The sequence below is a fragment of the Acinetobacter sp. GW821-FHT09D10 genome, from assembly GCF_059416285.1.
In genome coordinates, this window is record NZ_JBWKOW010000001.1 from 1,138,424 (window position 1) to 1,152,684 (window position 14,261).

The window sequence follows — 14,261 nt, forward strand, 5'->3', positions numbered from 1 at the left end:
ACTATTTAAGAATTTCAAGATAAGCATTAACATAATCTTTATTCAGCTCTATTCGATCCAAAAACAGTTTAGAAGTAAGCCAATTCGGCTTATTATTTTCTAACTTATCAAGATTTTCTCTAATTTCAAATGATGAAAATCTATTATTACTAGCATGTAAAACCTCAGTAAATGAAGAGTAATTAAAGTTAATAATAGAATTTAATTTCTCTTTTTGGTAATTATCTAACCATATAGCAAGCTCACTCCTTGACACATCGGGCAGCTCCCATTCACAGTTACCCCACATATCTAGATTTTCAGAAATCTTTATATAATCAGAATGATCCATTAATTTAGAGTCTTTATGGATAGAAATAACTTGTATATTAATAATATCAACAAAACTTTCTAAATAAGATATTTTACTTTCTATAACATCAATAGTATCACCAGGGAGACCTATAATTAGTTCAACCATTATAAATGTAGTACGCCCTACAATTTCTCTTAATTTTAATAATGATGACTCTATATCAAAATTTGAATGTCCATATAACTGTAACCCCTTTCTAGTTAAAGCAGGAATAACCAGCCTTAAAGATCCTATATTATTATCTTCAACAAGTTTCCATGCTTGTTCGAAAGAAAAAAATTGCGGGAAATTCACATCAAGATGTAATTCAAAACCCCCTCTCCTCGATACCTTCTCAAGCATTTGATATGTAAGAATAATTTTCTCATTAGAAAGCGTTAAAGAGTTTCCTGTGAGCGCTAAATTTAAAGGTAAATCTGTACTAATAATTTCTTCATATAGGTGGTTAAAGTCATTCTCTAAATCATATTCTTTTGCTTTTTTAAAAGTCGTACAGGTTTTAAAGTCATAAATACAATTTGCACATAAGCCTACTGGACAAATTAAAGAGGGCATATCTATCATAAGATTTTTAGAGCGCCAAATAAATCCATTAGCAGGAAGATAATCTGCATTTTTCCGTTTCAATGGATCTAAAGTAGTTTTTAATTTTACCCTATCAGACATAAATTTAAAGAAAGAATCATAACCATTTATATATACATAATCAGCTTGATCAAAAAAATCTTTAACATCAATAAAATCTGCAAAAAAACCAATAATTGAAATTTCTATTTGATCAATTTTATTCTTTAAATCTTTCATTTTATTATTAATTAGTTTAAACCATTGTTTTGTTAATGGTGAAACCTTTTCATATGTAAATCCACCAATAAAAACAATAATTTTTTTATAAGAGTTATTCTGAAATTTATTTAAATATTCAATTATCACTTTATCAGGAATATTTAAAAAAGTATCATGCACACTAGCTTTAAACCCTTCATTTTCAAAATCCTTTTTAGAGGCATATACACCAGGTACAGGCCATATTCGCCCATCAGAACGTTCTACAAAAATATCAATTTCTTTCATATAATTTCATTAACTCAAGGTCATTTCAGACAAATCTATTTCACCCATAAAACTTTTCATTTTTATAGGCGTTAACCCTGTTATCCAATATAAAGCGGCAGAAAAAAATGGCAATCTATAATAAAACTGTGATAAACAAGCTCTATTGAAACTCTCACCTTCTAAATACAAACAACAGCCTCTACAAAAATTCAACACAGGGCAGTTTTCGCAGTTAGGTCGTGACCTCCAATGATAAGCTGTATTAAGTTGGACAGATTCGATTTCCTTAAGATTGCCTAATTTATGTCTTCCTTCAGGCAAGGTATTCTGACAAGTAACAATATCTTGGGTTTTAACATTGACTACGATTACATCTTCTCTGTCTAACCCACATTTTTGCTCGACACAGACGTTTGGTTTACGCTGGGATATTATGTCAAAAAAATCCTGAAGTTCATTGCCAAAAATAAACAAAGAATTCCCATCAATCATTTCTCTATATAGTCCGGTCAGGTCAAGCAAAGAAGGCAATGAAACTGCCTGCTTAATGGGCATAGCCAAACCTTCTGTTAAAAGTAATATATACTCACATGAGGTATTTAGTTTATCTGCGATATATTTTCTTATTTCTTCTACTGATAAATTATCAATAGTTAATACACAATTAAATTTTAAATGTCTATTAAGCTTAAATAACTCAGTATATAATTTTCTTATATAGTGATTATCTAAAACATCTTGATCACGATGCGTTCCAGGCCCATCATGACTTAGTATAATTTCAACTCTTTCACTTCTTAATATCCAATCAAAAATTTCCTGATTTATGAGAGAGCCATTAGTAGTAGTTCTAACTTTACAAAAAGGAAAACTTATTAAAAGACTCTCAGAAATTTCTTTAAAAGTTTCCCAATAAAGAAAAGGCTCTCCTCCCCAAAGTTCAAATATGACATGCTCATCGACTTGTAAATAATTTAAAAGATTATTTACAAAATTTTCCCTTTCTTCTCTATTTGCCCCTCTCCTTACCTCTAAAGAGTTTTCTTTTGGAGATTGAGCACAATAGTCACATTTAAAATTACAACTTAAACCTAGTTGAATTTTAACTAATCTAAAGGGGCCCTTTTTCAAACCTGGTAAAATTGGGCTAATTTTTTTTTGTGTATAATGCTCCCACGGTTCGTCAGGAATTTTATATTTCCGGCCAACTCTACTTAATGAAACCTCAGAATTATCACTCTCCCATAGAAGTAAATTTCTCTGAACATCGTAAATAAGATTTTTTTTGCTACCATCTATATCCAAGAGCTCTATAACTATAGGTTTCATTACTACAAGCTCCTCTTATACATTAGTAGGTATTTTATTTACCTGACTTTCAACTAAGTAGTCATTCGCATAAAAGGTTTTATTACCATCAACTACAAATGAATATAATGTTTCTTTTTGATCTACTATCCTATAATCAAATTTCTCAATATATTTTAATTCATCCATATAATATATCTGATCTCCCACAGATATTTGTTTAATATCTTCATCAGAAAGACCAAAATCAGGGTTTGATATTCTTTTTAACTCACGATATAACTTGTACCCGTCTAAATTTACTGCTAACCAGATCCCCTCAACACTTAAAAATAGTTGTTCCCAGGTACATTCTATCTGGTCATTTATTTGATAAATTTTATCACCAGGGTTAACATGACAAATAATTTTTTCAATAACTGTATTTTGTCCTCCACCAAAAGCGGCTAATTTATCTCCAATTTTAATATCTTTAATCGAAGTCTTAGTCCCATCAACTTTTCTTACAGAAGTTTTTCTAGGGAAACAACAAAATCCACCATCATTTTGTGCTAATGCCACTACCATGATAATGATTAAAACAGCAAAAACCATCATATTCAAAGTAACTGATTGGTTTACGTTAGTAGTGGTATTAATATTAATCAGGTTAGAATCATCATCTCCACCAGATACCCCTTGTAAAATTGGATCATCTAATGAAATCTCAACCCATGAATCGTCATTTCCTTTAACTGCATATTTTTGCGCAGTAATTGCTTTATTTAGCTCGGCCGTAATATACTTTATTAATTCTTCATTAGAAAAATTAGTACCAAAATTATGATTACTCATATTCAAAATAGCATTTAGGCTAAAATCATCTTCTAAAACTTTTTTCAGTTCTTTAATATCATAAAGAGCTAAAGTTTTTTCAGATTCAGAATTATTAATACTCATAAATTCTCCAAATTAGATTTATCATTCTGTTTCAATAAAACCATTCATCCATAAGAAATCTATTAAATGAAAAGTCTCTAAAGGATTTGTTCCATCTTCAGTCAAATTACATACTAGATCTAAAGCTGAATATTTACCGGATAAAATTAAATCTAAAATTTTTTTTGAATAAGAAAATTGCATTTTTACATTTGGACTTTCAAAATAAACATTTTCATCTTCTGTAATTCTAATTGTATTATTTAATTTTATTTTTCCTAAATGATTAATTTTAGAATACATATGCGTATTTATCATTTCAATCATTATTTCATGTAGATTCTCTGGGTCCGAATAGGTATTTTCTGAAATAACTTTAAAACCATCTTTCCATTCCTCTGATGGTAAGGTCGGTGTTATTAAACGAATCTTTTTTGTTACTATATTAATTAAAAAGCCTGAAACACATGCAATAGTCGCATCTGACATTACTTTTTTCGATTTCTTGGATTTTGTACTTTTAAAAAATGTTTTTTCCTTTTCAGCAGAATATGCCCGTCCAGCTCCTGTTTTTGTTTCATGCATTGCTCCAGTATTCTGTAAAACCATTTCCACACCGAATAATTCTTCAGCAGTAAATTGGTCATGAACTTTCTGCAAAATAGCTTTTGTCAATATTGAAAATCTTATTGGATAATTTTTTTTAACTTTCCAAAATTCAAGCACACTCTTAGTTAATTCAATATTTTTTAAAGGAATTGCAGTAGTAGTTTGTGGAACTACACCAACAATTTCATCATATATTTTTAAAATATCTAAATATTCAGGATTATCTAAAGGATCTGTTCCCCAATAACAAAAACCAGACCTCATCCCACTACCTAATATTTTTTTAGTTGCATGAAGTATTTCCTTCCATTCTTTGCCATTATCTTCTTTTAATGAATAATGCCCCTTAAATTTTTCAGCCGAAATACCACAAAACCAACAACCGACTGAACAACCATCAGATAATTCAAAGGCAATTGGTGCATGAATTATTCCAGAACCTTTGGGACCTAATTCAAAAGCAGTTCTATTTATTTGACGTTGACGCCAGACATCAAAGAGATTGTTCAAACCATTAGTTGATCCTGTTTCAAGTATTTTTTTTCTAAAGTCTTGTACTGTATCAACATATCGCCACCAAATATTAGCATATGGCCACTTTTTTTCTATCTCTGTCTTTTCTAAATCAGTAGGTACTATTGAGGTATCAAATATAGGTAAAAAGTCTGATAAAGTTAGATTTGTATCTTTAAAATTATTATCAAGAGTTTCTAAAGGTACTCCCATATTAATGATATTTCTCAGCTGGTCATTTCCAGTGTAAATTTCTAAAAAACGCTTTGTTAAATAATACTTTTTTTTATCATCTTCATCTAAAGACCAAATAAAATTAGAGTATGAGCTTTCAAGCTTCATGACGCTAGAATCTATCATCCTAAATCCAAAAAGAACTAACATTACATATATATCTTACATTTATTTTTAAATTTATCTACATAAATAGTCATTATAATGAAAATTATAGTATTATATTCTCCAAATACTTGAATCATCTAATCCCTATTATAGAAATGAGCAACCGCAAAATTTCTTTTAGAAAAGAAGCTATCAAAGCACAAGAATCGCAATGGTTAGGTAAAGTTATTCTTTCTCGCCCTGCATCTTTTAAGACATTAACTATAGCGTTTAGCTCTATTAGTATTGCTATCGTATGTTTTGTTATTTTTGGAAAATTTACTCAAAGAGCAACTGTGCATGGACAATTATTACCCAAGGAAGGCCTTATTTACATTTACCCAAAAAATAATGGGAATGTCGAAAAAAAATTTATTGTTGAAGATGTGGCTGTAAACAAAGGTGACCAATTATTTACTGTTTCAACTCTTAACTTTTATTCAAATGAAGATAAGAATCATTCACTACTGAAGCAAATTGAATTAAGAAAACTATTAAATAACGAAGAAAAGAATAAACTTAATAGTAATCTGGAAAATGATATTTTACTAACTAAAAATGATATCTCGTCTATTAAAAATCAATTACTTAAAATAGAAAACAATATAAAAGAACAAAGAGATAGAGTTTATTTAGCTAAAGAAAACTACGAAAGATATCAAAATTTATTTAAAAAGGATTATATCTCGAAAGAAGAATTTCAGAGTAAAAAAGATATCTTTTTACAAATGCAGCAAAACTTAAAAAATTTTGAAAGTGAATTAATTTCAAAGAATATGGAGTTAAACAACAAAATTTCTACTCTAAGGACCATACATCTTAATTATGAAAATAATTTAATAAATATTGACAAACAACTGACTAACATTGAACAGGAAATTATTGATAATCAATCACAAAGAGAATTTACTATTAAAGCTACAGCTGATGGAGCAATTACTTCTGTAACAACTGAAGTTGGGCAACAAGTAACAACTAATAAACCAGTAGCTGCTATTATTCCCAAAGACTCTATTTTAGAAGCTATTTTATATGTTCCTCCTCAAAACATTGGTTTTATTAAAACCAACCAGATCGTTAAATTAAGATATGACGCATTTCCTTATCAAAAATTTGGTCAAGCAATAGGCAGAGTTTCCTCTATCTCAAAAAGTACAATGAATATCAATGAATTACCTAATTCCAATCAAATAAATTTAGAAAAATTAAAAACAGCAAATGTTTACATTGTAAAAGTTGAAATACAAAATCAAAGTATGAGTACCTATGCGACAAAAACGCCGTTGAAAGTTGGTATGACACTAGACGCTGATATATTTTTAGAAACTCGTAATATATATGAGTGGATATTCTTACCACTGTTAAGTATCTATGAGAAAAATATATAAACTATGAAAATTACCGACTACATAAGTTTAAATTTTAGGAAAAGCTTACCGATTATTTTACAAACTGAATCGTCAGAATGCGGTTTAGCTTGCATTACAATTATTGCAGCTTATCATGGTTACACCACAGATTTGGTCTCCTTAAGAAGAAAATTTAATATATCTCAAAAAGGAAGTACGCTGAATCAATTAATTCATATTTCAAATAATCTTAACTTAACAACGCGTCCAATACGATTAGAACTCCATAAATTAACTCAATTAAAACTTCCCTGCATAATTCACTGGAATTTTAATCATTTTATCGTTCTTGAAAAAGTTCAACATAGCACAGTTATTGTTATAGATCCTGCATTTGGAAGAAGAATAATTTCTTTAGATGATTTTTCCCGTAGTTTTACAGGTATTGCTTTAGAAATTTGGCCAAATGCTGATTTTAAGAAAGATAAATTTTTAAGCAAATTAAAACTTAAAGACATAGTTGGTAATATTCAAGGTCTTTGGAAGTCACTTTCTCAAATTATATTTTTAGCACTTACTTTAGAGCTGCTTACACTACTTTCACCCCTTTTACTTCAATGGGTAATCGATTATGTAATCTTATCAGATGATAGAAGTCTTTTAATTACGTTGATTATTGGCTTTTCTCTACTTTTGATACTACAACAATTAATAATAGTAGTCAGAGCATGGTTTATGCTGCATATGAGTACACACATAAATATTCAATGGCGTGTTAATATTTTTAATCATCTGATCAATCTCCCCGTTTCATATTTTGAGAAAAGAAGTTTAGGAGATGCAGTTTCAAGATTTAATTCTATTGATAATATTCAAAGAACATTGACTTCGACTTTTTTTGAAGCAATCCTTGATGGCTTAATGGCAACATTAACATTAATTTTAATGTTTCTATATAGTCCTTTATTAACTTTTGTATCCTTAGTTGCTATTTTAGTATACTCTTTATTACGTTTTTTATCGTATTTACCTTTGAAGAATGCCTTAGCATCTGAAGTTATCCATGCTGCAAAGCAAAATAGTCATTTCATGGAAACTGTACGTGGAACAAAACCTATTAAGCTTTTTCAAAATCAAGAGTCCAGAAAAACTTCATGGCTTAATTTACTAGTAAATCAAATTAATGCTAACCTTCAAACACAAAAATTTCATATTTTCTTTAGATTTTGTAATGGTATTATTTTTGGGCTTGAGAATATTATAATTATTTGGCTTGGAGCCTCTTTAGTTATAGACAGTATTTTTACTGTCGGTATTTTTATGGCATTTATTGCTTATAAAAATCAATTTATCACTCGATTTTCTTCCTTGATTGAAAAATATATTGAAATTAAAACATTAAGAGTTGAAGTTGATCGATTAGCTGATATAGTCTTTTCTGAACCAGAAAAATTATACTTACAAGACTACTCTTCTTCTGTAGAAAATAATATTGCTATAAGTATTAATGATCTTAGTTTTAAGTATTCAGATTTCGAACCCTATATTATTAAAAATTTAAATCTTGAAGTTCCTGAAGGTCAATCGGTTGCGTTGACAGGTGCATCTGGTTGTGGAAAAACAACTTTAATGCATTTAATAATAGGTATCTTAAATAAAAACTCTGGATATATATCAATATTTGATAAACAAAGCGATCTTGTAGGCCTCGCCCCTATTCGAGAAATAATAGGCGTTGTCCTTCAAGATGATATTTTATTTGCTGGATCAATTATTGAAAATATTAGTTTTTTTGATTCCAATCCTAATCAAAATTTAATTGAAGAATGTGCAAAAATTGCAGCTATAGATGAAGATATTAAACGTATGCCAATGGGCTATCAAACTTTGATCGGTGAACTAGGAAGTGTTTTATCAGGGGGTCAAAAGCAACGTATACTTTTGGCAAGAGCACTTTATAAAAAGCCAAAAATTTTGTTTCTTGATGAAGCAACAAGTCATTTAGATATTTTTAAAGAGGCAGAAGTTAATAATAATATTCAATCACTAAATATTACTAAAATTATAATAGCTCATCGTCCAGAAACTATATATTCCAATGATAGAGTTATTACTTTATCAAACGGAGAAATTATCAGTGACATCTTAGTTAAGGATATTTCAAATAAATGATGCGTTATTTTTATATTTCTCTTTTTGTAGTTTCTTCATCATTTTCACATGGTGAGACAATCCCTCAAATTTTTCAAGACATGAAAAGTAGTACTTTTTGTCAATCTAAAGAAGAAATTGATATAGCCTTATCTCAGGCAATTGAGAATGTTTTATGCAATGACCCTTACTTAAAGATTCAATGGACTGAGGTTAAAAACAAGGTTTTACAAATAGATATTGAAAAATCTAATTATTATCCTCAATTAAACTTGTCAAGTAATTACAATATAGGGAAATCGAACTATAAAGTTAAGGATGCTCCTCAATTAAGTTATAAAACTGATTCAGAGAGATATGGAGTATCCTTACAAGCTAACCTATTAGTTTACGATTTTGGATATAAAAACTCCAAGAATAAATTATTAACAGATCTTTTAAATATTTCCCTTGCTCAATACAACTCTAGCATTCAAAAAGTTTCAATGGATGTTATTGAAAGATACTACAAAATTTTATTATTAAATGAAAATTTAAAATCTATAATTCAAAGTGAAAGTATCGCAAAAAAAAATTTATTAATTTCGCAAACTAGATATGATGTTGGTACAAATAATAAATCTGATGTTCTGAGTTCTTATAATAATGTTTTAAAAATAATTTCAAAAAGAAATGAAACTCAGAGTCAAATCGAAATAAATATGAGATCTCTTGGCTTTCTAATGGGATTTCCTATCGAAAAAGAATTTTCTCTCAAACCAATTGAAATTAATAAATACTTAGAAATAAAACCAATTAATGAATTAATAAATATAGCAAAAGAAAAACATCCAGATTTAATAAGTTTAGATTATAAAATAGACTCAGCCAAACATAACATACAAGTAATTAAGTCAGAAAACTACCCAAAAGTATATATTACCTCTGACTTTTTAAATAACAATCGTTTAGGAGCTGTTCCTTTCGAAAGTGTTGATAATACAATTGATTTTGGTATAAAAATCTCTGCCCCATTATTTAATGGATTTAAGAATCACTATAGAAAAATTGAAGCAGAAAACCAACTGGAAAAAACATTCAATGAAAAAAAACTTACTGAAAAAGATTTATCTTTAGAGATTATTAATTATTATTATGAATTAAAAAATGAGGAAAAAAATTTACAAATACTTGAAAACTTAAAAACCAATGCGTTTGCAAACGTAGAAATTACATCCGGTCGATATAAAAATGGTGTTGGGAATATTATTGAACTATTAAATTCACAAAATGTTTTCATTGAGGCCAATGAGAATTACAACTATTCATTAAATAATTTTATAATAACTCGCTACAAGCTCCTTACTTCTATCGGTATGCTTGATACTAAGGATATTTATTAGTTATTTGAAATTAAGTAAATTTGATTTACTGTTGTGAAGTATATTCTAAGAGCCTGTTTGATACTTTGTTCTTATTGTAAAGTTACGATAAACTTAACTTTTTATTGGGAAGACTAGAAATGAAGAGAAAGATATTAAAAAAAATGTATACTACTAGAGCATTATTTCTTGCTATAGGAGTTATGGTCATGTCTGTTTCCCCTATTGTTGCCACTAACTCTTTAGCAGCAACACAATCAACAAATAATTTAGCATCAAATAAAATTTTACTAATTTTTAATGAAGAACCTTTAAACATATCTTTATTCAGTCCTATTTTTTTAGAACAAGTTCCCGCACCGCAACTAAAAAAAATTATTGCTGAACTAAAGTTATCATTTGGTGTATTAAAATCGGTAGATGTAGTAGATGGTAAAGGCTTTGCTTATTTTGAAAAAGCTCAAGTACCTGTTACGATTGGCTTTGATGATAACAATCAAATAAGTACACTTTGGTTCGGTTCACCAAAATTCATTAATGTTAAATTAGATGAAGCAATTAAAAATTTACAAGACTCTGCCATCGGTAGCAAGTCTCTTTTAATCACTATAGATAAAAAACCAATTTTTGCTGATAACAATAAAACTCCTATGGCTGTCGGGTCCACTTTTAAATTGTTAGTTCTCAAAGCTTATGAAGAAGCTATTAAGGCAGGAAAAATTAAACGTGATGATGTTATTTTACTTGAAGAAAATAGTCGCTCATTGCCATCAGGGGTTTTGCAAATGCTTCCAGCTAAAACTCCTATAAATCTAGAAATACTTGCTCAATTAATGATTCAATCAAGTGACAATACAGCTACTGATAACCTTATACATTTACTTAAAAAATCTAATATTGAAATTTTTTCTCCTAGAAATTCTCCTCTTTTGACTACTAGAGAATTTTTCCAATTGATCTCTTCTAATAATGATGAGCTTAGGGCTAAATATAGTACTAGTAATCAAAAAGGGAAAAATGAGATCCTTTTAGGACTAGACAAATTGCCATTACCCGATATTGATGACATTACTAAAACAGCAACATGGCAACAAGCTGAATGGTATATGACAACTAATGAAATCTGCGCCACTCTCGAAAGTATTAAAGATGCTCCTGCTTTGAATAATATTCATAATCCTCTTTTTAAAAACTTAAATTGGAAAAAAATTGGTTTTAAAGGTGGGTCAGAAAATGGAGTTCTCAATTTTTCTTTTATAGGCCAAACTCTTCAAGGAAAAGATGTTTGTGTTGTCTTTACTGCAAATGGAGATGACAAACAGCCAGAATCTAAACTGGCGTTACAATTTATCGGACTTCTCCAAACATTAAGTACTGTAGAAAAATGAGCTCAATTATTTAATTGTAAGACGTGATCATTTGGCTTGAATCTTGGAACTATTTTGAGGACTATATCTTTATCTTTAAAGGCTCGATACGGAGCATTCTTCTTAATATCGTTATTATAATTATCCATACTTATTTTCTCTTAACCATAGATAAGGCTTAGAAGTATTTAGAGCAAATATAATAAATTAAAGTTAAAAAATATAGAGCCTGCTTAAAAAACAGGCTCTATACTATACGGCTATTACTTAGGCTAATTTAGCCACTCTACCCAACCATTGTAAGAGCTTGCTCCAATCCTCTCTGCTTAATTGTCGCTCCCATCCCAAACCATGCTGAATTTAATCGATGATCCCGGCTCATCGCACGGCGCTCATGATCAACAAACTCGGTAATACTACAAAGTAAACCATAAGCTGTGTCTTTCGCTGAACTTAACTCTGCTCCCCGTCCCTGTCCATTAAACATTTCCATAGCCTTCGACATGGCTCGACCATTTGGTTCAGATTTGGAGTTTGATTTTTTGTCCATGGATGCTGCTTTAAGGTAATACTGAATAATACTTTCTTCCTGATCTATAGTACTCATCGTCGTGTTATTAAACACTGCATCGAAATAAGCTTCCGCTTCTTGATGGGTCACTTTCCTTTGACTCAATTGCTTCATTTCATACATATGCTCATCCCAGTTTTTAATAGAAATACCCAACTGTTGCTTGATCTTCTCTGCATCGAACTTGGTGCTATGGGGTACTTTCACTACACCTTCTCCACTGTTTTGTCCTCTTATCGCAATACTTAAAGTGTTATTACATACCACTCGAACACTAGTGAATTGCGCCGTGGTTGCTAACGTACCATCACATGCTGTTGCCAACAAAATGTAGCCGTTACTGACATCTTTGCTTTTTAATGCTGCCGATTGCCCTGTTCTCGCCAATGCCCAGAACTTACGTCCACCTTTGAGGACACCCGCTGTTTCCAGTTCAAAACCTGATTGCTCTGTCAGGTCTCGGTAAAACTCTAGAATCTCCATCGGCTGAACTTCCTGATAACGCTGACTCACAACCGAGAGCGGTTCATGAGTATCTGAACGATAAAGCACTCGCTGATCTTCATAAGGCATCAGGATATTTTGCCCACGTTCATTCTTTGCCATATAACTGACATTAGATGACTCTATTCGCCAGTCCATACCTGCTTGTTGTGCCCACACTTCTATTGGTTGATTTTGAGTGAGTTGATTACCCAGACCATGCCAAGGGGTTTGACCAACGAATGCCATTGTTTCTATTTGATGTGCCATGATTGTTTTTCCTATTAAGTGATTTCAATAATTTGAATGTTGTAAATGATGAGAACTAAGCGAAGCCTGATTGCTGGATTTCAAAATGTTCCAGACATTGCTCACACTGGTAAAACAGCGTCACCATATTGTCTTGGTGCTGAACGTAGAGCAGAAACATGCCACCGATAACCAAGCCCACACCCCCCCCCACCAAAGGATGAACGGGACTACGTTTTGATAACTGCATACAAGCGGCTGCCAGAGACATCGGCGAGAATGATGAAAGTTTTGTAAATACGCCCGAAGATGGCTCAGTCTGGCGCAGTAAGGTGATGTGTAATGAATGACAGTAAGGACACTGATGCATGTAGTTCCTCCTTAAATAAACGGCATAAAAAAAGGACCAGCCTGATCGGCAAGTCCTCTGCTATGGGTAAGTTTTAAATCAAGTGAAATAGCTACTATTCAGCCTGTTGACGCTTTGCTTCCCACTGTTTGGTATGAGTCTCTGCTGAAAGATAATGCTTTAAGCCAAATTCAAACTGGTTCGCTGGTGAGTTCAATACATCCTGAAATGGTAATGTTGCAAAATCAATGTTCGGCTCTACCCATGTATCACTTGATTTCTGTTCAAACTTAAGTGGTTTATACACTTGGGTATAGATGAGCGATTCACCACCTACCCGTTGCTGTTGGGTGATATGAGAACGGAACTTAAAGAACAACACCCCTGATACTTTTAAGTGGTTTTGTTTAAAGTCCATGATATAAGCTCGGGCCCAGCCTGAACCTTTGACCAGTTCCTGTGCATCTGCTGCTGCCATAGGTAAGGTTAATAAGGTTTCCAGTCTTCGGGATGAGGCACTCTCTTCAAGTTTTAAAGTCAGAATCCCTTTATCGGCATCGTACTGATAATCAGGATTTGCAAATCCCTGTTTGATATAAAGCCGACGCATGGCTTTATTCAATGCGTTCTGCAATAGGTTAACATCATAATCAACCTGATAAGCTTCTAACTCTGTCTTTGTCTGCTCTACACGTAACTGGTATTGTTCCGTGGTTTCAAATTCACCTTTGGGTTTAATGATCGGTGTTTTTAACATACGGACATAATTGATCGCCAGATTATTGGCAAACTGGTAGAGCTGATCATTGGTTAAATCAAACAGTACCTGATCCAACCCTTCCATAGGTCCGCTTTCACGTCCCATCACTAAAATCTGATCGTCACGTAATTTCAGGTTTTGTTTTAATATCGCAGCAATCTGGTCAAATGAATGAGTATCCTGATCATCCCGTCTTTCAACAATGTTGAGTGGAAATCTGGCTGGACTCGCATATCGGTAATCATCATCCGGGAAGTTACCCAGAATATCACCATCGATTAACGGTAGAGGTTGAACTGCTGTTTTAGAGAGAATGACTGGTGAAAGTACGCCAGTTTCGGTTTCAGCCTCGCTCTCAACTGAACCGGAGACATCACTATATTCATCCTGCGCCGTTTGAGGCTCCTCTTTTTTTGAACAGCCACCTAAAAATAAAACACTGGCAATACAGCAGCAAAGTAATTGTTTTTTCATCATGGTA

General features: G+C 31.5%; 11 protein-coding genes. 4 read left to right on the forward strand and 7 right to left on the reverse strand.

Going from position 1 to position 14,261, the window contains the following annotated elements; genetic code table 11:
• Nucleotide 1 precedes the first annotated feature (1 nt).
• The 4 genes from AC07M3_RS05340 to AC07M3_RS05355 are packed head-to-tail and all read right to left on the reverse strand — an operon-like array spanning nucleotide 2 to nucleotide 5,119.
• Complete coding sequence (locus AC07M3_RS05340; protein ID WP_494566750.1) at nucleotides 2-1,429, reverse strand: hypothetical protein; 1,428 nt, start codon at nucleotides 1,427-1,429, stop codon at nucleotides 2-4.
• A 9-nt stretch (nucleotides 1,430-1,438) separates the two neighbouring features.
• A complete protein-coding gene (locus AC07M3_RS05345) occupies nucleotides 1,439-2,740 on the reverse strand; it encodes a radical SAM protein (protein WP_494566751.1) in 1,302 nt (433 codons plus the stop codon).
• Between the two features lie 15 nt (nucleotides 2,741-2,755).
• On the reverse strand, nucleotides 2,756-3,658 hold the full coding sequence (locus tag AC07M3_RS05350) for an LIM domain-containing protein (protein WP_309953669.1): 903 nt from the start codon (nucleotides 3,656-3,658) through the stop codon (nucleotides 2,756-2,758).
• Between the two features lie 21 nt (nucleotides 3,659-3,679).
• On the reverse strand, nucleotides 3,680-5,119 hold the full coding sequence (locus AC07M3_RS05355; protein WP_309953671.1) for a radical SAM family RiPP maturation amino acid epimerase: 1,440 nt from the start codon (nucleotides 5,117-5,119) through the stop codon (nucleotides 3,680-3,682).
• Between the two features lie 137 nt (nucleotides 5,120-5,256).
• On the opposite strand from AC07M3_RS05355, the gene AC07M3_RS05360 reads away from it, so the two are divergent.
• The 4 genes from AC07M3_RS05360 (at nucleotide 5,257) to AC07M3_RS05375 (ending at nucleotide 11,389) form a co-directional block, all read left to right on the forward strand.
• The gene (locus AC07M3_RS05360) at nucleotides 5,257-6,528 is read left to right on the forward strand and encodes an HlyD family secretion protein (protein WP_494566752.1); all 1,272 of its coding nucleotides are present in this window, start codon (nucleotides 5,257-5,259) and stop codon (nucleotides 6,526-6,528) included.
• 3 nt (nucleotides 6,529-6,531) lie between these two features.
• The gene (locus AC07M3_RS05365) at nucleotides 6,532-8,661 is read left to right on the forward strand and encodes a peptidase domain-containing ABC transporter (protein WP_494566753.1); all 2,130 of its coding nucleotides are present in this window, start codon (nucleotides 6,532-6,534) and stop codon (nucleotides 8,659-8,661) included.
• On the forward strand, nucleotides 8,658-10,022 hold the full coding sequence (locus tag AC07M3_RS05370) for a TolC family protein (protein WP_494566754.1): 1,365 nt from the start codon (nucleotides 8,658-8,660) through the stop codon (nucleotides 10,020-10,022). Before AC07M3_RS05365 ends, AC07M3_RS05370 begins: the two co-directional genes overlap by 4 nt.
• A gap of 119 nt (nucleotides 10,023-10,141) precedes the next feature.
• Entirely contained in the window at nucleotides 10,142-11,389 is a 1,248-nt protein-coding gene (locus AC07M3_RS05375; protein WP_494566755.1) for a serine hydrolase, read from the forward strand.
• Between the two features lie 265 nt (nucleotides 11,390-11,654).
• Here AC07M3_RS05375 and AC07M3_RS05380 read toward each other — a convergent pair whose 3' ends face one another.
• From AC07M3_RS05380 to AC07M3_RS05390, 3 genes are all read right to left on the reverse strand, one after another.
• A complete protein-coding gene (locus AC07M3_RS05380) occupies nucleotides 11,655-12,692 on the reverse strand; it encodes a DUF932 domain-containing protein (RefSeq protein ID WP_494566756.1) in 1,038 nt (345 codons plus the stop codon).
• A 55-nt stretch (nucleotides 12,693-12,747) separates the two neighbouring features.
• Nucleotides 12,748-13,041 carry a hypothetical protein gene (locus AC07M3_RS05385; protein WP_494566757.1) on the reverse strand — a complete coding sequence of 98 codons (294 nt, stop codon included), beginning with the start codon at nucleotides 13,039-13,041 and terminating at the stop codon, nucleotides 12,748-12,750.
• 94 nt (nucleotides 13,042-13,135) lie between these two features.
• Complete coding sequence (locus AC07M3_RS05390; protein WP_494566758.1) at nucleotides 13,136-14,257, reverse strand: hypothetical protein; 1,122 nt, start codon at nucleotides 14,255-14,257, stop codon at nucleotides 13,136-13,138.
• Between the last annotated feature and the right edge of the window lie 4 nt (nucleotides 14,258-14,261).

What these genes read in the sequence shown, in the direction of transcription:
- AC07M3_RS05380 (WP_494566756.1), bottom strand. Translation starts at nt 12,692, where the DNA reads ATGGCACATCAAATAGAAACAATGGCATTCGTTGGTCAAACCCCTTGG.
- AC07M3_RS05375 (WP_494566755.1), top strand. Translation starts at nt 10,142, where the DNA reads ATGAAGAGAAAGATATTAAAAAAAATGTATACTACTAGAGCATTATTT.
- AC07M3_RS05355 (WP_309953671.1), bottom strand. Translation starts at nt 5,119, where the DNA reads ATGATAGATTCTAGCGTCATGAAGCTTGAAAGCTCATACTCTAATTTT.
- AC07M3_RS05385 (WP_494566757.1), bottom strand. Translation starts at nt 13,041, where the DNA reads ATGCATCAGTGTCCTTACTGTCATTCATTACACATCACCTTACTGCGC.
- AC07M3_RS05350 (WP_309953669.1), bottom strand. Translation starts at nt 3,658, where the DNA reads ATGAGTATTAATAATTCTGAATCTGAAAAAACTTTAGCTCTTTATGAT.
- AC07M3_RS05370 (WP_494566754.1), top strand. Translation starts at nt 8,658, where the DNA reads ATGATGCGTTATTTTTATATTTCTCTTTTTGTAGTTTCTTCATCATTT.
- AC07M3_RS05360 (WP_494566752.1), top strand. Translation starts at nt 5,257, where the DNA reads ATGAGCAACCGCAAAATTTCTTTTAGAAAAGAAGCTATCAAAGCACAA.
- AC07M3_RS05365 (WP_494566753.1), top strand. Translation starts at nt 6,532, where the DNA reads ATGAAAATTACCGACTACATAAGTTTAAATTTTAGGAAAAGCTTACCG.
- AC07M3_RS05340 (WP_494566750.1), bottom strand. Translation starts at nt 1,429, where the DNA reads ATGAAAGAAATTGATATTTTTGTAGAACGTTCTGATGGGCGAATATGG.
- AC07M3_RS05390 (WP_494566758.1), bottom strand. Translation starts at nt 14,257, where the DNA reads ATGATGAAAAAACAATTACTTTGCTGCTGTATTGCCAGTGTTTTATTT.
- AC07M3_RS05345 (WP_494566751.1), bottom strand. Translation starts at nt 2,740, where the DNA reads ATGAAACCTATAGTTATAGAGCTCTTGGATATAGATGGTAGCAAAAAA.